Source organism: Microbispora sp. NPDC088329 (assembly GCF_040685655.1).
Taxonomy (GTDB): Bacteria; Actinomycetota; Actinomycetes; order Streptosporangiales; family Streptosporangiaceae; genus Microbispora.
The window spans coordinates 279,398-302,603 of sequence record NZ_JBFBIP010000006.1; the positions used below are offsets into that span (position 1 = coordinate 279,398).

Consider the following 23,206-nt stretch of genomic DNA (forward strand, 5'->3'; position numbering starts at 1 on the left):
ACGACGGGGCCGCGCAGGCGGGGGTGCCGGCGTGACCACGACCCTGATCCTCGTGGCGGCCGTGGTCGTCGTGCTGTTCGCCGTCTACGTCTCCTGGCGGGCCGGGCGGCTCGACCGTCTCCACATCCGCCTGGAGACCGCGCAGGCCGCGCTCGACGCCGCGCTGCTGCGCCGTGCCGCGGTCTGCCTGGAGCTCGCCGGCTCGCGCATCCTCGACCCCGCCACCTCGTTGGTGCTCGCCGCGTCCGCCCACGAGGCCCGTACGGCGGGGCCGGACGAGCGCGAGCACGCCGAGAGCGACCTGTCGAGGACGCTGCGGGCGGTGGTCGACCAGGAGCGCTTCAGGGAGAAGCTGGCCGAGCACCCCGCGGGGGCGGCGCTGCTCGAGGAGCTGGACACGGCGGTCGCCAAGGTCGTCTACTCGCGCCGGTTCTACAACAACGCCGCCGCCGTCACCCGTACGGCGCAGCGGCGCTGGCTGGCCCGCACGCTGCACCTCGCCGGGCACACCGAGGCGCCCCGGTTCTTCGACATCGACGACGAGCCGCCCGAATCCCTCGCTACTGGGTAGTCACCATTTGTCGGGCATAGCGTTTATTCCCGGTAAGCTCATGCCGTTTCGTTGCCATGCTGGGCGACGGTCCGCGTGCCGGTATCCGTCGTGCCCGGTGGCGGGGGCTCTCCACCGGGAGGAGCGGGTGCGGTGCGGGCAGGGATCGGCTTCACGCTGGCCATGGCGGTCGTCCTGACCGGAGCCGCGTGCTCGGGCGACGACAAGCCGGCCGCCCAGTCCCAGGAGGCGAGCCCGCTGGCCTCCCCGTCGCCGACGCCGCCTCCCGAGCACCCGTTCACCGGACGCCCGGTCGCCGCACGCAGGCCCGTGCTGGCCGTGAAGATCGAGAACACTCACGCGGGCAAGCCGCAGATGGGCCTGCGCAGCGCCGACGTCGTCTTCGTCGAGCAGGTCGAGGGCGGCCTCACCCGGCTCATGGCGATCTTCTCCTCGAAGCTGCCCGCACAGGTCGGGCCCGTCCGCAGCGCCCGCATCTCCGACCTGCACATCCTGCCGATGTTCGGCAAGCCCGCCCTGGCCTATTCCGGCGTGCAGACGAAGATGATCCCCTTCGTCCAGAAGGCCTCGCTGTTCGACGTGTCCGACAGCCGGGTCCCCGGCGCCTACACCCGCGCGCCGGGGCGGGTCGCGCCGTACAACCTGATCGGCAGCCCCAGGAAACTGCTCGCGAAGGCGCCGCAGGCGAGCGAGGCGGACGACATCGGCTTCGTCTTCTCCGACGAGCCGCCCGCCGGGGGCACGCCGCAGAAGAGCGTCAGCGTCCGCTATCCTGCGGCCCGCTTCACGTTCGCGTGGTCGGCGGCGCAGAAGCGCTGGCTGGTGACCCAGGACGGCGAGAAGGACATGGCCGCCGAGGGGGGCCAGCAGGGCGCCCCCACGATCGTCATCCAGTGGGTGAAGACCGACCGCTCGGAGTTCCACGACTTCACCGGCAGCTACACCCCGCTCGTGCACACGGTGGGCAAGGGCACCGGCGTCGTGCTGAGGGACGGCCAGGCCTACCGGGTGAAGTGGTCGCGCGCCTCGGAGAAGGAGGGCACCACCTACACCATGGCCGACGGCACGCCGATGCCGTTCGCCCGCGGACAGGTCTGGGTCGTGCTCGCCTCGCGCAAGCCCGTCGCGCCGTGATGGACAAAAGGCGTGATCGACTCTGCCAAGTGGGCGCGTCGGGGGCGGGATCGGCCAGCACCTACCATGGAGGGGAATCCGTAGGCCCGCCGTCGTGAGGTAGCACCGTGTCCAGCAGCACCCCCGAAGTCAACGAGACCACCGCCGTCGGCACCGCCCGCGTGAAGCGCGGCATGGCCGAGATGCTCAAGGGCGGTGTCATCATGGACGTCGTCACCCCGGAGCAGGCCAAGATCGCCGAGGACGCCGGAGCCGTCGCGGTCATGGCGCTGGAGCGCGTCCCCGCCGACATCCGCGCCCAGGGCGGAGTGTCCCGGATGAGCGACCCCGACATGATCGAGGGCATCATCGGCGCCGTGTCCATTCCGGTGATGGCCAAGGCCAGGATCGGCCACTTCGTCGAGGCCCAGGTGCTCCAGGCGCTCGGCGTCGACTACATCGACGAGTCCGAGGTCCTCACCCCGGCCGACTACGCCAACCACATCGACAAGTGGCAGTTCACCGTCCCCTTCGTGTGCGGGGCCACCAACCTCGGCGAGGCGCTGCGCCGCATCACCGAGGGCGCCGCGATGATCCGCTCCAAGGGCGAGGCCGGCACCGGCGACGTCTCCAACGCCACCACCCACATGCGCACGATCCGGGGCGAGATCAAGCGCCTGACCTCGCTCCCCGAGGACGAGCTGTACGTCGCGGCCAAGGAACTGCAGGCGCCGTACGAGCTGGTCGCCGAGGTCGCCAAGACCGGCAAGCTGCCGGTGGTGATGTTCACCGCGGGCGGCATCGCCACCCCGGCCGACGCCGCGATGATGATGCAGCTCGGCGCCGAGGGCGTGTTCGTCGGCTCGGGCATCTTCAAGTCCGGCGACCCGGCCAAGCGCGCCGCCGCGATCGTCAAGGCCACCACGTTCTACGACGACCCGGACGTGATCGCGAAGGTCTCGCGCGGCCTGGGCGAGGCGATGGTCGGCATCAACGTCGACGACATCCCCGTGCCGCACCGCCTCGCCGAGCGCGGCTGGTAGACGTCCCCGCAAGCACGGCGCACAGGGGAGGCACGCCCGGCTGGGACATCCCGGCCGGGCGTTCTTGCTGTTCGTGCGTCAGAGGCCAGGATGACCGGGCGGCGTTGTCGCCTTTCGGGTGACCGATACCGTTCCGCCGCTCTTTACTCTCCGGTCATGAGCGATCGTCAGGCTGCGGGCGTCCCACTGATCGTCCCAGGGAGCCCAATTTGCCCGGCCTCGATCGTCGTTCCCTCCTCGTCACCGGACTCGCCGCGGGGGCCGTCGCCGCGGTCCCCGGCGCCGCCCTGGCGGCCCCCACGCCGGCGCCCGAGACCGCGGGCGAACTCGCCTCCCGCGGCCTGCGTTCCGATCCGTTCACGCTCGGGGTGGCCTCGGGCGACCCCGACCACACCGGCTTCGTGATCTGGACCCGCCTCGCCCCGCAGCCGCTCGCCGAGGACGGGCTCGGCGGCATGCCGAAACGCGCGTTCACCGTGCAGTGGCAGGTCTACGCCGACGAGAGCTGCCGCCGCGTGGTGCGGGCGGGCGTGGCCGAGGCGAGCCCGGAATGGGGGCACAGCGTCCACGTCGAAGTGGACCACCTGCGGCCCGGCAGGGAGTACTGGTACCGCTTCCGCGTCGGGCCGTACGTCTCACCGGCCGGCAGGGCCCTGACCGCGCCGGACCCGCTGTCGTTCGGCGGCCCGCTGACGATGGCCTTCGTGTCCTGCGCGCAGTACGAGCATGGCTACTTCACCTCCTACCGCCGCCTCGCCGAGGACCACCCGGACCTGGTCCTCCACCTGGGCGACTACCAGTACGAGTACACCAGGAACACCTACGTCGCCCCCGGCGGCAACGTGCGCGACCACGAAGGGCCGGAGACGATGACGCTGGCGAATTACCGCCAGCGGCACGCGCAGTACAAGACCGACCCCGACCTGCAGGCCGCGCACGCCGGCGCGCCGTGGCTGGTCGTCTTCGACGACCACGAGGTGGACAACAACTGGGCCGACGAGATGCCGGAGCGCCCGGAGGAGCAGCCCACCTTTCTTGAGCGCAGGGCCGCCGCCTTCCGCGCCTACTACGAGAACATGCCGCTGCGCCGCACCTCCGTGCCGCGTGGCATCGACATGCAGCTCTACCGGCGCGTCAGGTGGGGGGCGATGGCGAACTTCCACATGCTCGACACGCGGCAGTTCCGCGACGACCAGGGCTGCGGCGACGGCTACAAGGACTGCCCGGAGGCGGTCGACCCGGCTCGCTCGATCATGGGCTTCGAACAGGAGGCGTGGCTGCTCGACGGCTTCCGGCGATCGCGGGCGCGCTGGGACGTCATCGGCCAGCAGGTCTTCTTCGCCCAGCGCGACAACAACGCCGGGCCGGCGAAGATCACCAGCCAGGACGCCTGGGACGGTTACGTCGCCTCGCGGCAACGTGTCACCCAGGGCTGGATCGACGCCGGCGTGCGCAACCCCGTCGTGCTCACGGGAGACGTGCACGCGCACTGGGCCAGTGACCTGAAGCTGGACTACGACGACCCGACCGGCCCCACGGTCGGGTCCGAGCTGGTGACGACCTCCATCAGCACCACCGGCGACGGGGCCGACTCCGACCCGGCGGCGCACCCCTTCCTGCAGATCAACCCCCATCTGAAGTTCTACAACAACCAGCGCGGCTACGTTCTGACGAAGATCGACAGGGACGCGCTGACCGCCGACTTCAGGGTGGTGCCCGTCGTCTCGGCCCCCGGCTCCGAGGCGCGCACCAGGGCGACGTTCGTGATCGAGGACAGGGTGCCCGGCGTGCAGCAGACGTACCTGCGCCCGCTCGACCCCTCGATCGCGGCGCGGCGCGCGATCACGGTCGAGGACACTGTGCGGCAGGAGACCGAGCGCCCCTGAACAACGCGCCCCGGCGGGCGGCGCCCCCTTTCCGGGGCGCCGCCCGCTTCGCCTGTTCCGGGCCGGTCGCCGTTATCGTGACCTGCTATGACGACCGACGAAACCAGGCGGCTCGCCGAAGGCCTGTCGCGTGAGCTGCGGCACCTCGTGATGCTGCTGCGCCGTACGACGGCGGGGCAGCCGGTCACCGCCCAGCAGTACTCCGTGCTCGGTTCGCTGGAGGACGGCGCTCGCCGGATGACCGAGCTGGCCGAGGAGCACGGCGTGCAGCTCCCGACGATGAGCGTGCAGGTCAACCGCCTGGAGGAGGCCGGCCTGGTCGCGCGGGGCACCGACGCCTCCGACGCGCGGGTGCGCACCGTCGAGTTGACCGGCGAGGGCCGCGACCGCCTGCGGGCCGTACGGCAGGCCAGGATCGCCTACCTCTGCGACCGGCTGGGCGTGCTGACCCCGGAGGAGCGCTCGGCCATCGGCCACGCTCTTCCCGCCCTGGCCAAACTCGGTCGTATCTGACAGATCGACGGGCGGCATCCGTCAGACACCCCCGGCCGCGTCGAAGCCCGCGTTTTGGGCGCACAAGACCGTGGCCATACCCTGAATGCGGCTACCGCGCAATGGGGAGCCTCCACAGGAGGGAAATCCGTGACGTCCGCACCCAAGATCGGCGTGCTCGCCCTGCAGGGCGACGTGCGCGAGCACATCCGCGCTCTGGAGGAGTCCGGCGCGACGGCCGTACCGGTGCGCAGGCAGAAGGAGCTCGCCGCGGTGGACGCGCTGGTCGTCCCGGGCGGGGAGTCGACCACCATGTGGAAGCTCGCCACCACCTTCGAGCTGCTCGAACCGCTGCGGCTGCGGATCAAGGAGGGCATGCCCGCCTACGGCTCGTGCGCTGGAATGATCATGCTGGCCGACCGGATCGAGGGCGGCATCGAGGGCCAGGAGACGCTGGGCGGCATCGACATGGTGGTCCGCCGCAACGCCTTCGGCCGCCAGGTCGACTCGTTCGAGGCCGATCTCGACTTCGCCGGACGCGGGACGATCAGGGCCGTCTTCATCCGCGCCCCCTGGGTCGACTCGGTGGGGCCCGACGTGGAGGTGCTGGGCCGCACCGAAGCTGGGGATAGGATCGTCGCGGTCCGACAGGGACCGCTGCTCGCGACGTCCTTCCACCCGGAGTTGACCGGGGACGCGCGGGTGCACTCGTATTTTGTCGAAATGGTGAGGGAGTTCTAGGCGATGTCCGGCCACTCCAAATGGGCGACGACGAAGCACAAGAAGGCGGCGCTGGACTCCAAGCGCGGCAAGCTTTTCGCCAAGCTCATCAAGAACATCGAGGTCGCGGCCAGGACCGGCGGGCCCGACCCGGACGGCAACCCCACGCTGTACGACGCCATCACCAAGGCCAGGAAGAACTCGGTCCCGATCGACAACATCGAGCGGGCCCGCAAGCGCGGCGGCGGCCTCGAGGCCGGCGGCGCCGACTGGCAGACGATCATGTATGAGGGCTACGCCCCCGGCGGCGTCGCGGTCCTCATCGAGTGCCTCACCGACAACCGCAACCGGGCGGCGTCCGAGGTGCGTGTGGCGCTGACCCGCAACGGCGGCTCGCTCGCCGACCCCGGCTCGGTGTCGTACATGTTCAACCGCAAGGGCGTGGTGATCGTCCCCAAGGGGTCGCTGACCGAGGACGACGTGCTCATGGCCGTCCTCGACGCGGGTGCCGAGGAGGTCAACGACCTCGGCGAGAACTTCGAGGTGGTCTGCGAGGCCTCCGACCTGATTCCCGTGCGCAAGGCGCTGCAGGACGCGGGCATCGACTACGAGTCGGCCGAGATGAGCTTCGTCCCCACGCTCAACGTCCCTCTGGACGAGGAGGGCGCCCGCAAGATCTTCAAGCTCATCGACGCGCTCGAGGACAGCGACGACGTGCAGAACGTCTGGGCGAACTTCGACGTGAGCGACGAGGTCATGGAGAAGGTCGAGGCGTGACGCCGCAGGCCGGCCACGGGCCCTTGGCCCCAGGTCGGCAGGGGGCGGAAAACCGGTGGCAGAGGCCGCCGGGGCCCGCATAGTTTGGCCGGTTGTGGAAATCCGTCATCTCGCGAGCGACGACCTGGACGCCGTCCTCGACATCCGCAGGCGCGCCTTCGGCCCGTTGTCCGGCTCCGGCGCCGACACCTGGCGCAAGCTCGTCTCCCCGATGCTGCCCGAGGGCCGTTATTTGGGCGCCTTCGACGGCACCCGCCTCGTCGGCGCGGCCAGGATCAACCCGTACGTCCAGTGGTGGCACGGCCGCCCGCTGTCGATGGGCGGCGTGGCGGGTGTGACGGTGTCGCCGGAGGACCGCGGCAGGGGAGTGGGCCGTGCGCTCACGGCCGCGGCCGTCGAGCGCTGCGCGCAGCTCGGCCACGCGGTCTCCGCGCTCTACCCCGCCACCACGCCGCTGTACCGGAAGGCGGGCTACGAGCACGCCGGCGTGTTCCAGCGGATCACCGTGCCCGCCGAGGCGCTGCGCACGCTGGGCGACCCCGGCGCCGCGGTGAAGCTGCGCCGGATGGGCCCCGCCGACGCGGCCGAGCTCGTGGCGCTGATCGGCCGGGTGCACACCGCCACGCGCGCGAGCGGGCCGCTGTGCTTCGACGAGCGGACCTGGCGCCTGTGGCTGGAGGACGACGACGACTTCTGCTACCTGGCCGAGGACGGGTTCGTCGTCTACCGCTGGAGCGACGGGGACATCGAGGTCGACAACCTGCTGGCGAGGTCGGAGGCGACGGCCCGTGCCCTATGGTCGCTGGTCGGCAGCGCCTCGACGGTCGCGAAGTCGGTGACCGCCTACGTGGACCCGGCCGACCCCGTGCTCTGGATGCTGCGGGAGCGGTCGAAGGACGAGGTCGCCCAGACGCGGTGGATGTTCCGGCTGATCGACCTGCCCGCCGCGGTCGAGGGGCGCGGCTTCCCCGCCGGGGTGTCGATCGAGGCGCCTCTCGTGGTGACGGACCCCCAGCGCGAGGCCAACACGGGCACGTGGGTGCTGCGCGTGAACGGCGGCTCCGGCTTCGTGACGCGGGAGGCCGGGGAGGCCGGCGAGGCGACGCGGCTCACCATCGGCGGGATGTCCGCGCTGTTCGCCGGTGTGTCCACCGCCACGCTCCGCCGCGCCGGCCTGCTGACCGGCGGCTCACCCGAGGCCGACGACGCGCTGGACGCCGCGTTCGGCTGCGCCGCGTACATGATCGACTACTTCTGACGCGCCCCGCGTCGCCGCTGATCGCGATAGAGTGACCGGCCGAACAGATGTTCGGCGCGGCGGCGGGGTCGTACGGGTGGCCGCGCCGGCCGGGATCAGGGAGGCGTGCCGGTGCGGTTGCCCCAGCTGCGGGTGATGGGTGTGGACCCGGGACTGACGCGGTGCGGTCTCGGCGCCGTGGAGGGCCGGCCGGGCGCGCCGCTGAGCCTTCTGTCGGTGGGGGTGGTCCGCACTCCGGCCCATGACGACATCGGCTCCCGGCTGGTCGTCATCGAGGCGGAGATCGAGCGCTGGCTCGACGAGATCAGGCCGGACGCCGTCGCGGTCGAGCGGGTCTTCGCCCAGCACAACGTCCGTACGGTCATGGGGACGGCCCAGGCGTCGGCCGTCGCGATCGTCTGTGCGGCCCGGCGGGGGCTGCCGGTCGCGCTGCACACGCCGAGCGAGGTCAAGGCCGCCATCACGGGCAACGGCAACGCCGACAAGAAGCAGGTCGGCACGATGGTCACCCGGCTGCTGCGGCTCGACGCCATGCCCAAGCCGGCGGACGCGGCCGACGCGCTCGCCCTCGCCATCTGTCACGTCTGGCGCGGCGGCGTGCAGCACCGCCTGGCCGACGCCCTGGCCCGGGCCCGATCCGGCGGTGCCCGGTCCGCGGCCTCTGGTAGGACTGGAACGCCCGGCGAAGTCGCGGCCGGGCGGCCGGACGGGGGAGGGAGCACGCGGTGATCGCATCCGTAGCGGGACAGGTGGCGGCGATCACGGCCGACAGCGCCGTGATCGAGGTGGGCGGCGTCGGGATGCTCGTCCACTGCGCCCCCGGCACTCTGGCCGGGCTGCGCGTCGGCGAACCCGCCCGGCTGTCCACCTCGCTCGTCGTCCGCGAGGAATCGCTCACGCTGTACGGCTTCGCCTCCGACGACGAGCGCACGGTGTTCGAGCTGCTCCAGACGGCCAGCGGGGTGGGGCCGCGCCTGGCCCTGGCCATGCTCGCGGTCCACGCGCCCAACGCGCTTCGCGTCGCGGTGGCGAGCGCCGACATCAAGGCCCTCACGATGGTGCCCGGCATCGGCCAGAAGGGCGCCCAGCGCATCGTGCTCGAACTCAAGGACAAACTCGGCACCCCGGCGGCGGCGGTCGACGCCGCGTTGAACGGCGCGGCGGCGCCGCCCGTCTGGCGGGATCAGGTCCACTCGGGACTGGTCGGGCTCGGCTACTCGTCCAGGGACGCCGACGAGGCGGTCGCGGCGGTGACCGCGGAGGCCGAGGCGGAGGTCGCGGCCGGGCGCACCCCCCAGGTGGCCACGCTGCTCAAGTCCGCCCTGCGCGCGCTGAGCGTGCGATGACCGCACGACGGGCCGATGGTTCGATGAAAGTTTCACCGGGAAGCGGACGGGTCCCGGCAGGCCGAGCGGATGGTGTCGAGTGAGCTTCGAGCGGGATCTCGTGTCGCCCGAACCGGAGGGCGACGAGCGGGCGATCGAGGCCGCGCTGCGTCCCCGGCGCCTGGAGGAGTTCATCGGGCAGGGCCGGGTGCGCGAGCAGCTCTCGCTGGTGCTGGAAAGCGCCCTGCGCCGCAACCGCCCGCCCGACCACGTCCTGATGAGCGGTGGTCCCGGGCTCGGCAAGACGACGCTCGCCATGATCATCGCCTCCGAGCTGGCCGCGCCGCTGCGGATGACCTCGGGTCCGGCGCTGGAGCGCGCGGGCGACCTCGCCGCGATCCTGTCCACGCTGACCGAGGGCGAGGTCCTGTTCATCGACGAGATCCACCGCATGGCCCGCCCGGCGGAGGAGATGCTCTACCTGGCGATGGAGGACTTCCGGGTCGACATCGTCGTCGGCAAGGGCCCGGGGGCGACCTCGATCCCCCTCGACATCGCCCCGTTCACGCTGGTCGGGGCCACGACCCGGGCAGGGCTGCTGCCCGCGCCGCTGCGCGACAGGTTCGGCTTCACCGCCCACATGGACTTCTACGAGGTGGCCGAGCTGGAGCAGGTGCTGCGGCGCTCCGCCCGGCTGCTGTCGGTGGACCTGCCGGACGAGGGCGCCCAGGAGATCGCCCGGCGATCGCGCGGCACGCCCCGGATCGCCAACCGCCTGCTGCGGCGGGTGCGCGACTTCGCCGAGGTCCGCGCCGAGGGCGTCATCACCAGGGAGGTCGCGATGGCGGCGCTCAACCTGTACGAGGTCGACGCGGAGGGGCTGGACCGGCTCGACCGGGCCGTGCTGGACGCGCTGCTGCGCAAGTTCGGCGGCGGCCCTGTGGGCCTGTCGACGCTCGCGGTGGCCGTGGGGGAGGAGCCGGAGACCGTGGAGGTGGTCGCCGAGCCGTTCCTCGTCCGGCAGGGGTTGCTGGCCCGCACTCCGCGGGGCCGGGTGGCCACGGCCTCCGCCTGGACGCATCTGGGCATGACTCCGCCTCCCGACGCCTTCGGCGCCGCGATCCCCGGCCTGCTCGACGACTCCGCCGGGGCCTGAAGAACGGGCGAGGCACCCGGCCCGACGGCCGGGTGCCTCGAGAGCGGTGACGGATCGTCCGGGGTCAGTGCTGCCACTCGACGAGCGCCGCGCCGATGTTGGTGGACATGACCCGGATTTTCGGACGGGCGCCGACACTGCCCCAGGGAACGGTCGCGTGCCCCCGCTGGCCGCAACCGAGGTTGTACCAGCCGCCCTTCCTGGCGGTGTTGTATCCCCACCCCTGAACACAGGCGGTCTGCTGGGTGCCCTGAGTCGTGTTCCACCAGTAGGTCACCTTGGTCCTGGGCGAGCCCATCACGCTGCAGTTGGAGTTGTGCGCCGCGCTCCAGGCTCCGGTGAGGCCGCCCGCCTGTCCGCCACAGCTGGCGGCGTTCGCCGGCGAAGCGCTCGTCCCGACAGCGATCGAGACGGCTGCCACGGCGGTGCACAGCGCGGTCGAGAGTGCCTTCTTGACCATCACGAATTCGCTCCTTCTTCGAAATGCGGAGGCGCGTGAGAACTGCGCCGAGTGCCCTTCGGGGTGCCATGGGCTGTCTGTTTCCGGCCCGCATCGAATTTTTATCCCGGAGCAAATGGAGACCGCCAGGAAATGCCTTTCTCCGTAGGCTGGCCGTAACGTGGCCGCGTTCGGCCGGGCGCCGGCCGCCGTCGCGGTCCCCGCCGGTCGCGACGGCGGCGAAGGCGTCGGCGGAATTACGGGCCATGACAGAACCGATTTACATGCCGAGGTCCCATTCGCCGTCCTCTGAGTACCTCATACTCGCGGTGTCGGCCGAATTCTGGGCCATGGATCGAATAACCTCGTCTCTCTTGACAATTGAGGTCCGGGTCCGTCACGATCACAGCGCGTCGGGGCGTCGGAAAGATCGATGGCGACCGCCCGTCTCTCCCACTGAGAGCCGTGGTGGAACAACGTCCAATCGAAGCGAGGTCCTCGTTGTGATGAGAATCCTGCTCGTGGAAGACGACCGGCGTCTGGCGAAGGCGCTGAGCGACGCGTTGGAGCTACGGGGATACACGGTCTCGCACGCGCCCACGTGGGCTCGGGCATACGAACTCGGAGACCACGATCTGGTGCTGCTCGATCTCACCCTGCCGGACGCGGACGGGATCGAGGCCTGCGCGGCGTTCCGTAGCGCATCCGACAGCCCGTTGATCATGCTGACCGCCCGTGCCGACACGGAGAGTCTGGTCCAGGGGTTGCGCAACGGGGCCGACGATTACGTGACCAAGCCATTCAGGATGGCGGAGCTCGACGCGCGGATCGCGGCCGTGCTGAGACGCTCGCGGCCCCGGCGATCGAGGCCGTTGCGCCTCCCGGGGATGGAGATCGACTCGAGCAGCCGCCGGGTGATGCGCGGCGGCGAGTCCGTGCATCTGACCCCGACGGAATACGCCCTGCTCGCCAGCCTCGCTCAGGCGCCCGGAGCGGTGGTCACCCGTGAGCGGCTGCTCATCGAGGTCTGGCAGACGGTCCACCGGAGCCAGGGACGGACCCTGGACGTTCACATGACCAGGCTGCGCGGCAAACTCCCGGGTCTGGTGGAGACCGTCCGCGGAAGCGGTTACCGCTTGGCCGTGGAGCGATGCAGCGACGTATCCTGAGCGCCTTCCTGGCCCTTTTCTGCGCCGTGCTGACCTATCTGATCGCCACGCTCGCTGTTGTGATCGCCCAAGCCGCGACAGGGGATCTGGAGACGGACCGCCGGATGGACGCGATGGCGTTCGCCTCGCTCGCCGAGCCGGCACTGCAGACCGGCCAGACGGACGGGGTGAGATCGGCGCTCGCCCGATACACGGCCTTGTACGGCGACGAGGCCGCACTGGTGAATCGTGACGGGCGTCTGGTGCTCTATTCGGGCGGCGGAACGTCCCTGCCGGACGCGGCGCGCGGTGAGGTCGACGGAGCTCTCGCCGGGATGCCCAGCGGCTCGGCGGGCACCATCTGGCCGTGGACCCGCCGCCCGCTCGTGGTGGCGGTGCCGGTGACCTCCGGCGGAGACGTCGTCGGGGCCCTGTCGATCATCTCTCCGACGGGGCCGATCCGGCGTCTCGTGCTGCTGCGCTGGGGGCTCCTGACAACCGGCGGGCTGATGGCCGCCACGATGACGAATTTGGTGGCACGGCGTCTGGTCGAATGGATTCTCCGCCCGGTCCACTATCTTGACGCGGCGGCCCAGGAGCTCAGCCATGGAAGTCTCGCGGCCCACACTCCGCTGGAATCCGGCCCGCCCGAGCTGCGCCAGCTGGTGAAGAAATTCAATTTCATGGCGGAGGCCGTACGGGGGATAATCGACCGAGAGCGTCGTTTCGCCTCCTACGCCGGGCATCAGCTCCGGACGCCGCTCGCCGCGCTTCAACTGCAACTGGAGAACCTGCAGATGAGGCTTCCGCTTTCCGACGCCGGTCTCGTCGAACCGATGATGGACGAGGTCGACCGGCTGGCGGGTATCTGTGCCGACCTCGTGGAGTTCGCGCGGGGCCGGAGCGCGGACTGTACGAATGCCGGCACGTCGCTCTTGGAAGCGGTGGCGGCGCGGGCGGACGCCTGGGACGTGGTAGTCGTCTCCTCGCCCTCCGAGGAGGTGCTCGTGAATATCAATGAGAGCCGCCTCGGCCAGGTATTGGACATACTGCTCGATAACGCGTTCAAATACGGCGGAGCCGGCAACGCCGTCTCCGTGACCGTCGACCTTCCCGCGAACGGCGCCGTGGTGGTCCACGTCGTCGACGCCGGGCCCGGCATACCCTCAGGAGCGCGTGAGCGGGCGGTCGAACCCTTCTGGCGTGCCCCGGACGTGCAGAATCTGCCCGGCTCGGGGCTCGGCCTGGCCATCGCGGTCAGTCTGCTGCGCGATGTGGGCGGGGAGGTCGAGTTGCGTGCCGCCGTTCCTCGTGGCCTCGACGCCGCCGTCCTCCTCCCGCTGGCCGACGCATGAGGCGGCGAGCGGTCGTCCTGGCCCCGCTGGCGCTGCTGGCCGCCTGCGCGCCGGACGCGGGAGCGGAACTGCGCATCGCCGCGGGCGTGCCCGGAGGTGTGTACGACGTCCTCGGCAGGGCACTCGGCGCGGCGGCCGGGCGGTCGCTCGGGGTCAGGACACGGGTGGTCAGTTCGTCCGGTGCCCTGGAGAACCTGAGCCTCGTCCGCGGGAGCCGGGCGGATGTCGGCTTCGTCACCGTCGATGTCGCGAGTCTGGCGCCGGGAGCGCAGACATCGCCGGGGAACGACGCGGCGACGCGGGTCATGGCGCTCGCGCGGGTGTACGACGATTGCCTCCAGGTGGTCGTCGACGGCCGCTCGCGCGTGCGGGAGCTGAGCGACCTGCGGGAGGCCCTGGTGGCGACCGGCCCGAGCGGATCGGGCACCGAACTGCTCGCGATGCGTGTCCTGACGATGGCAGGGGTCACCGTCCGCCAGGTCGCGATGGGACTCGCGGAGGCGGTGCGTGCGCTGGAATCCGGCCGGGTCGAGGCGTTCTTCTTCTCGGGCGGTCTTCCCACACCCGCGATCTCCTCGCTGGCCGCGAGACGCCCGATACGCCTGATCTCGCTCGGATCGCTGATCGAGCGGCTGTGCCGTGAGTATCGGACGGTCTACAAGCCGCGCACCATAGGGATGTCGGCGTACCGGCTCCCGGAGGTGACCGCCACCGTGGCCGTGCCCAACCTGCTCCTTGTCGCGGCCGACATGTCGTCGGGGGAGGCCGAGGCGCTGACCCGGGTGCTGCTGGACAACCGCGCGGAACTGGCGAGAGCCAACAGCGCGGCGCTCCAGCTCAACCACCAGAGCGCCATTCTGACCATGCCCGTCCCGCTGCACCCCGGCGCCGAGGCCTACTACCGCTCCGCGAAGATCGGCCTGTAGGGCGATCCGGAAGCACCGCCGAAACCGTGAAGCGGGCGGCCCGGGACGTGCCAAGCCAGGCATACCGGGGTATGGGTGGCTCAGGGTCATGGAACGGTTGTGACCCACGAAAGTGAAACTTTCCCGCGTGCCGGGTCGTGAGCTCGTTGCCGGGCTTTGAACGGCTCGCATACACTGCGTGGCTTGACTGGCCGCTTACGCTGACGCTCTCGGCGTATCACCGGCCGCGCGAAATGCGCACAGAACCTCCGGCGTCATGCCGGCGCAATCACCTATTGGAAGGGTGGCCCCCGTGGGTAACAGCTCGCTTGGGACGTTCGTGCCACTGATCTTGCTGGTAGTGGTCTTCTATTTCCTCCTGATCCGTCCGCAGCGCAAGCGGCAGCAGGAGATGGTCCGGATGCAGAACTCGCTCGCTCCGGGCTCCCGGATCATGACGACCACCGGCCTGTTCGCGACCGTCGTGCGGTTGGAGGACGAGGACGTCATTCTGGAATTGGCACCGGGCGTGGAGACCCGTTGGGCGAAGGCGGCGATCGGCCGGGTCCTCACCTCCGGCGAGGAGGAGGCGGAGGGCGGCGAGGCCGTCGCCGAGGACTCCGTCGCCGACACCGCCGACACGGGCAAGGAAGACAAGAGCAGCAACCAGTCCTGAGTAGGCTGATCACACACCCTTCGACGAAAGAACTGACCACCAGTGGCCCCACCGACAAGTAGCCACAGCAAGCCGGGACGCGTGCTCCTGGTGCTGCTGGCGCTCATCCTCGCCATGGGCGCGACGGTCGCGCTCCAAAAGGCGTTCACCCCCAAGTTCGGCCTCGACCTCGCGGGTGGCACCACGGTGACGCTCACGCCGGTCACGCTGGACGGCAAGGCTCCTCCGGAGGAGTCCCTCAACCGGGCTGTGGACATCATCCGTGCTCGTGTCAACGGCACCGGCATCTCGGACTCCGAGGTGGCCAAGGCCAATGACAACATCGTGATCCAGATCCCCGGAGTGGGCCAGGCGGAGGCGCTCAAGCTCATCGCGACGACGGCGGAGATGCGCTTCCGCCAGGTGCTCGCGGTGGCGCCGGCGAAGATGCAGCCGCAGGCGGTGGCCACGACGCCCGCCGCGCCGACTCCCGCGGGGACCCAGAGCGCCGCACCGAGCAAGGGCCCCGGCACCTCGGCGACGCCGGCCGGCCGCGCCCTGTCCTCGGCCCTGACCGCGCCGTCGCCGTCCGCTTCCCCCGCCGCCAGGGCCGGGCACAGGAGCGGAGCGAGAGCGGGGGCGAAGAGCACTGGGAAGACGGAGGCCGGAGCGTCGCCCTCGCCCACCCAGAGCCCGCAGCCCGCCGACGACGACCCTCTGGCGGGCCAGGACACCAGCGGCATCGATCCCGCGATGATCACGAAGTTCCGTGAGATCGACTGCACGGCCAACGACCACGGCCAGGGCGCGCAGGACGACCCGAACACGCAGATGGTGGCCTGCAGCGACGACAAGAGCGCCCGGTACATCCTCGACAAGGCCGCGGTGCAGGGTTCGGAGATCTCCTCGGCCGCGGCGGGACTGCGGCAGGACACCGGTGAGTGGGTGGTCAACCTCAGCTTCAAGAGCCGCGGTGCGACCCAGTGGGCCGACCTGACCGGTAAGGCGTTCAACTCCCAGCCGCCCCGTAACCAGCTCGCGGTGGTGCTCGACGGCCTGGTCATCAGCGCACCGGTCGCGAACGGCCGGATCACCGGTGGAAACACCGAGATCTCGGGTGGCTTCACCCAGGCGACGGCCACGGAGCTGGCCGACCAGCTCAAGTACGGCGCTCTGCCGCTGAAGTTCAAGCAGGGGTCGGTGGAGACCGTCTCCTCGACGCTGGGCCAGGACCAGCTGCGCGGCGGTCTCATCTCCGGCGCGCTGGGCCTGCTCGTGGTCGTGATCTACCTGTTGCTCTACTACCGGGGCCTCGGCCTGATCGGCGTTGCCAGCCTCGGCGTCGCGACGATCGTGACCTACCTGACCGTGGCGGTTCTCAGCCAGAACGCCGGTTTCCGGCTCTCGCTGCCGCACATCATCGGTCTGGTGGTGTCGATCGGCATCACGGCGGACTCGTTCATCGTCTACTTCGAGCGGGTGCGTGACGAGATCAAGGAGGGCCACCGCACGCTGCGCTCGGCGGTGGAGGTCGCCTGGCGGCGGGCCCGGCGGACGATCCTGGTGGCCGACGCCGTCATGTTCATCGCGGCCGTGGTGCTGTACTTCCTCGCCGTGGGCGGCGTGGCCGGCTTCGCGTTCGCGATGGGCCTGACCACGCTGATCGACGTCGTGGTGGTGTTCATGTTCACCAAGCCGCTGATGACGATCGCGGCACGCCTGCGGTTCTTCGCCAAGGGCCACAAGCTGTCCGGACTCGACGCGGAGCGCATGAGCCGCACCGGCTCCGCCGAGCAGACCCTGCAGGAGGCGTGATGCCGGGAGTTATCAGCCGCCTCTACCGCGGCGACATCGACATCGACTTCGTCGGCAAGCGCAGGCTCTGGTACAGCCTGTCGGCGTTCCTGATGGTCGTCTCCATCCTCGGCATCGTGATCCACGGGCTCACTCTCGGCGTGGAGTTCAGGGGCGGGTCCGTCATCGACTTCGCCCGCACTCCGGGATCCAGCGTGGAGCAGGTGCGCGAGACCGTGCGGGACGTGGTCGGGCACGACCCCATCGTCCAGCAGGCCGGGCCCAACTGGCGGGTCACCACCCAGAGCCTCGACGGCGACGAGGTGTCCAAGATCCAGAAGACCGTCGGCCAGCGGTTCGGCGTATCGGAGCAGCAGTTCAGCTCGCAGGTCATCGGCGCGAGCTGGGGTGGCGAGGTATCCCAGAAGGCGTGGGTCGGCCTGGCGGTCTTCATGATCGCGGTCATGCTGTACCTGTCCGTGGCCTTCGAGTGGCGGATGGCGCTCGCGGCCATCGTCGCGCTGGTGCACGACCTGGTTATCACCGCCGGCGTCTACGCCTGGACGGGCTTCGAGGTCACCCCGGCGACCATGCTGGGCTTCCTCACGATCCTCGGTTACTCGCTGTACGACGCGGTCGTCGTGTTCGACATGATCAAGGAAGTGACCGCGAAGCTCGGCACGAGTGCCAAGATGACCTACACGCAGGCCGCCAACAACGCGCTCAGCCACACGCTGATCCGGTCGCTGAACACCTCGCTGACCGCGATCCTGCCCGTGGCGGCCATCCTGTTCGTCGGCACCACGCTGCTCGGCGCCGGGACGCTGAAGGACCTGTCGCTGGCGCTGTTCGTCGGCATGATCGTCGGCACCTACTCGTCCCTGTGCGTGGCGACGCCGATCCTGGTCACGCTCAAGGAGCGGGAGCCCAAGTGGCAGGCGCTGGCGCAGCGCGTGCACGCCAAGGAGGCCTCCGCCGCCAAGGCCGCCGCCCGTACGGCCAAGGAGCCCGTGTCCGCCGGGTCGCAGAACACCACGACGCCTCCCGCGGACAAGCGCAAGAAGAGCTGATCTCGCTCCGCCGACGGCGCCCCCGGAACCCGCCCGGTTCCGGGGGCGCCGTCGCGTTCCGCGGTCCCGTTAGGGTGGGCGTCGTGACTGACTGGACGGCTCTCATCAGGGATGTCCCGGACTACCCCAAGCCGGGCATCCTCTTCAAGGACATCACCCCGCTGCTGGCGGACCACGCGGCCTTCACCCAGGTCGTCGGCGAGCTCGGGGGAGGCCTGGCGTTCGACAAGGTGGTCGGCATCGAGGCGCGGGGCTTCATCCTCGCCGCACCGGTGGCCTACCGCAGTGGCGCGGGGTTCGTACCGGTGCGCAAAAAGGGCAAATTGCCCGCCGAGACGTACGAGGCGTCCTATGATCTCGAGTACGGCTCCGCGACGATCGAGGTGCACGCCGACGCCTTCGACCCCGGCGACCGGGTCCTGATCGTGGACGACGTCCTCGCCACGGGCGGCACGGCCCGGGCGGCCGTGGAGCTGGTCAGGAGGACGGGCGCGGAGGTCGTGGCCGTGTCCTTCCTGATGGAGCTGTCCTTCCTCTCCGGTCGTGACCGGCTGCCGGGTCTGGACGTCCGCACCCTGCTCACCGTCTGAGCCGGACGACCGGCCCGTACGGCTCGGGGGCGGGTGGCCGAGAGCGCTGTGGCAGCACGGATACACTGTGGAACCTGGACTCGACGTAAGGAGTCTGTGTGCCCCGTGATGTGGTCGTGCCCGGCAGCGCGCGGGTCGATCGCGGCGTAGTCTCCCGCGACGCCCCCGAGCCCGTCGCCGACGTGCCCCCCGACGAGGCGCGCGACCCCGCGGCGGTCCCGGAGGACAGGCCGGCCTCGCCGGCCACGCGACGGAGGCTCGCCCGTTTCGGGGGGCAGTGGGGTGCTATGAATCCGGTGTTGGAACCGCTCTTCAAGACGGTCCGTGCCACCCATCCCAAAGCCGACCTGCGGCTGATCGAGCGCGCGTACGACGTCGCCGCCTATCATCACCGCGATCAGAAGCGCAAGAGCGGCGACCCGTACATCACCCACCCGCTCGCGGTGGCGACGATCCTGGCGGAGCTGGGCACGGACGACGAGACGCTGTGCGCCGCCCTGCTGCACGACACCGTGGAGGACACCGCCTACAGCCTCGACGAGTTACGAGCCGATTTCGGCGACAACATCGCGTTGCTCGTCGACGGCGTGACCAAGCTCGACAAGGTGAAGTTCGGCGACGCGGCGCAGGCCGAGACCGTGCGCAAGATGGTCGTCGCGATGTCGCGCGACATCCGCGTGCTGGTCATCAAGCTGGCCGACCGGCTGCACAACATGCGGACCATGCGCTACATGCCCGAGCACAAGCGCCAGCAGAAGTCCCGCGAGACGCTGGAGATCTTCGCGCCGCTGGCCCACCGGCTCGGCATGAACACCATCAAGTGGGAGCTGGAGGACCTCGCGTTCGCCATGCTCTACCCCAAGCGGTACGACGAGATCGCCCGGATGGTGTCGGAGCGCGCGCCGCGCCGCGACCTGTTCCTGCACGAGGTCATCGAGAAGGTCTCCGCCGACCTGCGCGAGGCGAAGATCAAGGCGACCGTGCGCGGCCGGCCCAAGCACTACTACTCGATCTACCAGAAGATGATCGCCAAGGGCGTGGCCTTCGACGACATCTACGACCTGGTGGGCATCCGCGTCCTGGTCGACACGGTCCGCGACTGCTACGCCGCGCTCGGAACGATCCACGCCCAGTGGAAGCCGGTGCCGGGGCGGTTCAAGGACTACATCGCCATGCCCAAGTTCAACATGTACCAGTCGCTCCACACGACGGTCATGGGGCCCGAGGGCAAGGCCATCGAGCTGCAGATCCGCACGCGGGCCATGCACAACCGCGCCGAGTACGGCGTGGCCGCGCACTGGAAGTACAAGGAGGAGATGACCGGCGCGGGCCCCGGCAAGGTCAAGCAGGTCAACGACATGGCCTGGCTGCGCCAGCTCCTCGACTGGCAGAAGGAGACCTCCGACCCCGGGGAGTTCCTGGAGTCGCTGCGCTTCGACCTGTCGGTGTCGGAGGTGTTCGTCTTCACCCCGCGCGGCCAGGTGATCGCCCTGCCCGAGGGAGCCACCCCGGTCGACTTCGCGTACGCCGTGCACACCGAGGTCGGCCACCGATGTATCGGCGCGCGGGTCAACGGCAGGCTGGTCCCGCTGGAGTCCCGCCTCGGCAACGGCGACACCGTCGAGATCTTCACGTCGAAGTCGCCGGACGCGGGCCCGTCGAGGGACTGGCTCAAGTTCGTCAAGAGCGGCCGGGCCCGCAACAAGATCCGCCAGTGGTTCACCAAGGAGCGCCGCGAGACCGCCATCGAGGCGGGCAAGGAGGCGATCGGGCGGGCCATGCGCAAGCAGGGCCTGCCGCTGCAGCGGCTCATGTCCGGAGAGGCGCTGCTGGCCCTGGCCAGGGATCTGCGTTACGCCGACGTCTCGGCGCTGTACGCGGCCGTCGGAGAGGGGCACCTCACCGCCCAGGCGGTCGTGGACAAGCTCGTACAGGCCCTGGGAGGCGTCGAGGGGGCCGAGGAGGACATCGCCGAGGCCCAGGTCCCGACGCGGCTCAAGGGCCGTCTGAGGGCCAACTCGAACGCCGGCGTGATGGTCGCGGGCGACCCGGACGTGTGGGTCCGCCTGTCGCGCTGCTGCACTCCGGTGCCGGGGGACGAGATCGTCGGGTTCGTCACGCGGGGGCACGGCGTCTCCGTGCACCGCACGAACTGCCCGAACGTGGAACAGCTGAGCGCCCATCCCGACCGGCTGGTGGACGTGTCCTGGTCGCCGGGGGACGACTCGGTCTTCCTCGTCGCCATCCAGGTGGAGGCGCTCGACCGGCCCCGCCTGCTGTCGGACGTCACGCGGACGCTGTCCGACCAGCACGTGAACATCCTGTCGGCCTCGGTGACGACCAGCCGCGACCGGGTGGCGATCAGCAAGTTCACCTTCGAGATGGGCGATCCCAAGCACCTCGGCCACGTGCTCAAGGCCGTGCGCAACGTCGGAGGCGTCTACGACGTCTACCGCGTCACCAGCTGACCGCCCCCTGACGGGTGCGACCTCGCGGTTCGTCGCAGGGATGGCGTGCGGACACACATTCGGTGATCGTGTGGTTCGTCCCGGACGGGGTGCGTGACGTGCGCGCACCCACTCCGTGATCGTGCACCGGACGTGTTCACATCCTGCGAGATCACGGAGCATGTTCGCCCGGCTCGGCCCCCGGCGCGGGACGAACCACACGATCACGCCGGGGGTGGGGCGAGAGGGGTCAGGAGAACTCGGCGAGTGTCCGCTCGGCCTCCTGGAGCCAGGACAGACGGGCGGCCAGCGCCTCCTCCGCCTCCTTGGCGTCCTTGTCACGGCCGGCCGCACGGGCCTTGGCCAGCCGGGTCTCCAGCTGCTCGATGGACCTGCGGAGCTGGTTGACCGTGTCCTGGGCGCGAGCCCTGGCCTCGGGGTTGGAGCGCTTCCACTCGGACTCCTCGGCCTTGCGGACCGCGTCGTCGACCTTGCGCAGCCCGCCCTCCAGACGGTCGCGCTGGTCGCGCGGCACCGGCCCGGCGGCCTCCCAGCGCTCCAGGATGCCCCGCAACGCCGAGCGCGCGGTACGCGCGTCGGTGACCGGAAGCAGCTTCTCGGCCTCGGTCAGCAGGGCCTCCTTCACCTCGGCGTTGGCCGCGAAGGAGGCGTCCCGCTCCGCGAACACCGCCGAGCGGGCCTGGAAGAACTGGTCCTGGGCGCCCTTGAAACGCGCCCACAGCTCGTCCTCGACCTCGCGGGAGGCGCGGCCGGCGGTCTTCCACTGGCGCATCAGCTCCCGGTAGGCCGCCGCGGTGGCGTTCCAGTCCGTCGAGTCCGCCAGGGCCTCCGCCTCGACGACGATGCGCTCCTTGGTGTCGCGCACCGCGTCGCGCTGCTGGTCGAGCGAGGAGAAGTACGCCTTGCGCCGCTTGGCGAAGGCCGTACGGGCCGTGGACAGCCTCTTCCACAGTGTGGCCTCGGTGGCGCGGTCGACCCGCTCCGCGGCCTTCCACTCCTCGACGAGCTGCCGCAGCCGCTCACCGCCGGACTTCCAGTGCGTCGTCTCCTCGGCGATGCGCTCGGCCTCGGCGACGATGCGCTCCTTCACCTCGCGCGCGTGCGCCCGGGCCTGGTCGCGCGCCGCCCGCAGCTCCTCGCGCCGCTTGCCGACCAGCTCGGTCAGCGCCGTCAGCCGGTCCTGCAGCGAGCCGAGGTCGCCGACCGCGTGCGCCTCGGTCACCGACTCCCGCAGCTTCGCGATGCTCGCCTCGGCCTGGGCCGGCGCGAGGTCGGTGCCGCGCACCCGCTGCTCGAGGAGCTGCACCTGGCCCGCCAGCTCGTCGAACTTCCGGTGGTAGTAGGCCAGCGCCTCCTCCGGCTCACCGGCCTGCCAGGACCCGACGGCCCGTTCTCCCTCAGCCGTACGCACGTAGACGGTGCCGTCCTCGTCTACCCGGCCCCACGGGTCGGTGCTCACCGTGTCCTCCCGCACTTGAATCAGCCTCCAGGGCTCGATGTGCCCTTGGTTGTATTACGTCAGCTCTTGCTGGTGATTGTCACGTCTTTGATGACCACGGGCTGCTTCGGGGCACCAGTGCCATCCCCGCCGGCGCTGGCGATGACGCCCTTCTTTGCGACCTTGTCCACGATTTCGAGTCCTTTGGTCACCGTACCGAAAGGCGTGTAGTCGGGCGTCAGCCCGGTGTCCCCGAACACGATGAAGAACTGGCTTCCGTTGGTGTTCGGGCCGCTGTTCGCCATCGCGAGCACGCCCCGCGTGTACTTCGCGCCCGCCAGGTTCTCGTTGGCGAAGCGGTAGCCCGGTCCGCCCTGGCCGTCGGTCGGGTTCTTGCCGTCGGCCTTGGCCAGCGGGTCGCCGCACTGCAGGATCGGGAAGTCCGTGCCCATCCGGTGGCACTTCGAGTCGTCGAAGTAGTCCTTCGAGGCCAGGAACTTGAACGAGTTGACCGTGCAGGGCGCCTTCTCGCTGTCCAGCCTCGCGACGATGTCGCCGAGGTTGGTCTTGATGGTCATGGTCGCCGGGGCGGTGCTCACCTTCTCCGGCGGCATGCCGACGTTCTTGACCTGGCCGCTGCCCTCGTCGGCGACGTAGCCGCAGGTGCCCTTGGCCGGGTCGTACGGCTTCGGGTCGTTCGCGAGGGGCTTGCTGCTCGCCGACGCCGACGCCGATGCCGACGCCGTGGCGTCGCTGTCGTCACGGCCGAGGAGGGTCGTCGCCGCCACCACGCCGCCGATCACCACCACCACGGCCGCGGTGGTGCCGATGATCGCATTGCGCCGCGACTTCTGCTCGCGTTCCACGCGTGCCCGCAGCTGCCGTTCGTAGTGCTCCCGGGCCAGCTGCTTCTGCCGGTCCTTGCCGGTGACCACTTCGACCTCCCGACTTGTCCTGTTTCCCATGGTCGTACGCCCGGACGCGATCTCGCCGGCGCGTGCCC

The 23,206-nt window shown here is 70.3% G+C and carries 22 protein-coding genes; 19 read left to right on the top strand and 3 right to left on the bottom strand.

Features of this window, described 5'->3' with window-relative positions; all coding sequences use genetic code 11:
• Window positions 1–31: 31 nt before the first annotated feature.
• From AB0O28_RS15275 to ruvB, 11 genes are all read left to right on the top strand, one after another.
• A complete protein-coding gene (locus tag AB0O28_RS15275; RefSeq protein WP_363640342.1) occupies window positions 32–571 on the top strand; it encodes a hypothetical protein in 540 nt (179 codons plus the stop codon).
• 132 nt (window positions 572–703) lie between these two features.
• Window positions 704–1,705 carry a DUF3048 domain-containing protein gene (locus AB0O28_RS15280; RefSeq protein WP_363640344.1) on the top strand — a complete coding sequence of 334 codons (1,002 nt, stop codon included), beginning with the start codon at window positions 704–706 and terminating at the stop codon, window positions 1,703–1,705.
• 107 nt (window positions 1,706–1,812) lie between these two features.
• The gene (gene pdxS / locus AB0O28_RS15285; RefSeq protein ID WP_363640346.1) at window positions 1,813–2,727 is read left to right on the top strand and encodes a pyridoxal 5'-phosphate synthase lyase subunit PdxS; all 915 of its coding nucleotides are present in this window, start codon (window positions 1,813–1,815) and stop codon (window positions 2,725–2,727) included.
• Window positions 2,728–2,936: 209 nt separating this feature from the next.
• Window positions 2,937–4,613 (top strand): alkaline phosphatase D family protein, encoded by a 1,677-nt coding sequence (locus AB0O28_RS15290; protein WP_363640348.1) that lies wholly within the window; start codon window positions 2,937–2,939, stop codon window positions 4,611–4,613.
• An 87-nt stretch (window positions 4,614–4,700) separates the two neighbouring features.
• Window positions 4,701–5,126: a MarR family transcriptional regulator gene (locus AB0O28_RS15295; RefSeq protein ID WP_363640350.1), complete on the top strand. Its 426-nt coding sequence runs from the start codon at window positions 4,701–4,703 to the stop codon at window positions 5,124–5,126.
• A 129-nt stretch (window positions 5,127–5,255) separates the two neighbouring features.
• A complete protein-coding gene (pdxT, locus tag AB0O28_RS15300; protein ID WP_363640352.1) occupies window positions 5,256–5,846 on the top strand; it encodes a pyridoxal 5'-phosphate synthase glutaminase subunit PdxT in 591 nt (196 codons plus the stop codon).
• Between the two features lie 3 nt (window positions 5,847–5,849).
• Window positions 5,850–6,602: a YebC/PmpR family DNA-binding transcriptional regulator gene (locus AB0O28_RS15305; protein ID WP_363640354.1), complete on the top strand. Its 753-nt coding sequence runs from the start codon at window positions 5,850–5,852 to the stop codon at window positions 6,600–6,602.
• Window positions 6,603–6,696: 94 nt separating this feature from the next.
• Window positions 6,697–7,860 carry a GNAT family N-acetyltransferase gene (locus AB0O28_RS15310; RefSeq protein WP_363640356.1) on the top strand — a complete coding sequence of 388 codons (1,164 nt, stop codon included), beginning with the start codon at window positions 6,697–6,699 and terminating at the stop codon, window positions 7,858–7,860.
• A 126-nt stretch (window positions 7,861–7,986) separates the two neighbouring features.
• The gene (gene ruvC, locus AB0O28_RS15315) at window positions 7,987–8,589 is read left to right on the top strand and encodes a crossover junction endodeoxyribonuclease RuvC (protein WP_363640467.1); all 603 of its coding nucleotides are present in this window, start codon (window positions 7,987–7,989) and stop codon (window positions 8,587–8,589) included.
• On the top strand, window positions 8,586–9,206 hold the full coding sequence (gene ruvA / locus AB0O28_RS15320; RefSeq protein WP_363640358.1) for a Holliday junction branch migration protein RuvA: 621 nt from the start codon (window positions 8,586–8,588) through the stop codon (window positions 9,204–9,206). Before ruvC ends, ruvA begins: the two co-directional genes overlap by 4 nt.
• A 79-nt stretch (window positions 9,207–9,285) precedes the next feature.
• Complete coding sequence (ruvB, locus tag AB0O28_RS15325; protein WP_363640360.1) at window positions 9,286–10,341, top strand: Holliday junction branch migration DNA helicase RuvB; 1,056 nt, start codon at window positions 9,286–9,288, stop codon at window positions 10,339–10,341.
• A gap of 64 nt (window positions 10,342–10,405) precedes the next feature.
• Here ruvB and AB0O28_RS15330 read toward each other — a convergent pair whose 3' ends face one another.
• Entirely contained in the window at window positions 10,406–10,804 is a 399-nt protein-coding gene (locus AB0O28_RS15330) for a hypothetical protein (protein WP_363640362.1), read from the bottom strand.
• Window positions 10,805–11,286: 482 nt separating this feature from the next.
• Here AB0O28_RS15330 and AB0O28_RS15335 point away from each other — a divergent pair, with 482 nt between their 5' ends.
• The 8 genes from AB0O28_RS15335 to AB0O28_RS15370 all read left to right on the top strand — a co-directional run bounded on the left by AB0O28_RS15335 (window position 11,287) and on the right by AB0O28_RS15370 (window position 20,765).
• The gene (locus tag AB0O28_RS15335; RefSeq protein ID WP_363640364.1) at window positions 11,287–11,949 is read left to right on the top strand and encodes a response regulator transcription factor; all 663 of its coding nucleotides are present in this window, start codon (window positions 11,287–11,289) and stop codon (window positions 11,947–11,949) included.
• Window positions 11,931–13,283, top strand: coding sequence for a HAMP domain-containing sensor histidine kinase (locus AB0O28_RS15340; protein WP_363640366.1), 1,353 nt, complete (start codon window positions 11,931–11,933; stop codon window positions 13,281–13,283). Before AB0O28_RS15335 ends, AB0O28_RS15340 begins: the two co-directional genes overlap by 19 nt.
• Window positions 13,280–14,209, top strand: a complete 930-nt coding sequence (locus AB0O28_RS15345; RefSeq protein WP_363640368.1) for a TAXI family TRAP transporter solute-binding subunit — start codon at window positions 13,280–13,282, stop codon at window positions 14,207–14,209. The genes AB0O28_RS15340 and AB0O28_RS15345 overlap by 4 nt, the downstream gene beginning before the upstream one ends.
• Before the next feature lie 256 nt (window positions 14,210–14,465).
• A complete protein-coding gene (yajC, locus tag AB0O28_RS15350; RefSeq protein WP_363640370.1) occupies window positions 14,466–14,864 on the top strand; it encodes a preprotein translocase subunit YajC in 399 nt (132 codons plus the stop codon).
• Window positions 14,865–14,945: 81 nt separating this feature from the next.
• Complete coding sequence (gene secD, locus AB0O28_RS15355) at window positions 14,946–16,658, top strand: protein translocase subunit SecD (protein WP_363640372.1); 1,713 nt, start codon at window positions 14,946–14,948, stop codon at window positions 16,656–16,658.
• Window positions 16,658–17,707 carry a protein translocase subunit SecF gene (gene secF, locus AB0O28_RS15360; RefSeq protein ID WP_363640374.1) on the top strand — a complete coding sequence of 350 codons (1,050 nt, stop codon included), beginning with the start codon at window positions 16,658–16,660 and terminating at the stop codon, window positions 17,705–17,707. The genes secD and secF overlap by 1 nt, the downstream gene beginning before the upstream one ends.
• 83 nt (window positions 17,708–17,790) lie before the next feature.
• On the top strand, window positions 17,791–18,297 hold the full coding sequence (locus AB0O28_RS15365; protein ID WP_363640376.1) for an adenine phosphoribosyltransferase: 507 nt from the start codon (window positions 17,791–17,793) through the stop codon (window positions 18,295–18,297).
• A gap of 287 nt (window positions 18,298–18,584) precedes the next feature.
• A complete protein-coding gene (locus tag AB0O28_RS15370; protein WP_363640469.1) occupies window positions 18,585–20,765 on the top strand; it encodes a bifunctional (p)ppGpp synthetase/guanosine-3',5'-bis(diphosphate) 3'-pyrophosphohydrolase in 2,181 nt (726 codons plus the stop codon).
• A gap of 229 nt (window positions 20,766–20,994) precedes the next feature.
• Here AB0O28_RS15370 and AB0O28_RS15375 read toward each other — a convergent pair whose 3' ends face one another.
• Together AB0O28_RS15375 and AB0O28_RS15380 are read right to left on the bottom strand one after the other, a co-directional pair.
• The gene (locus AB0O28_RS15375; RefSeq protein ID WP_363640378.1) at window positions 20,995–22,224 is read right to left on the bottom strand and encodes a DUF349 domain-containing protein; all 1,230 of its coding nucleotides are present in this window, start codon (window positions 22,222–22,224) and stop codon (window positions 20,995–20,997) included.
• A 59-nt stretch (window positions 22,225–22,283) separates the two neighbouring features.
• On the bottom strand, window positions 22,284–23,138 hold the full coding sequence (locus tag AB0O28_RS15380) for a peptidylprolyl isomerase (protein ID WP_363640380.1): 855 nt from the start codon (window positions 23,136–23,138) through the stop codon (window positions 22,284–22,286).
• Window positions 23,139–23,206 lie beyond the last annotated feature (68 nt).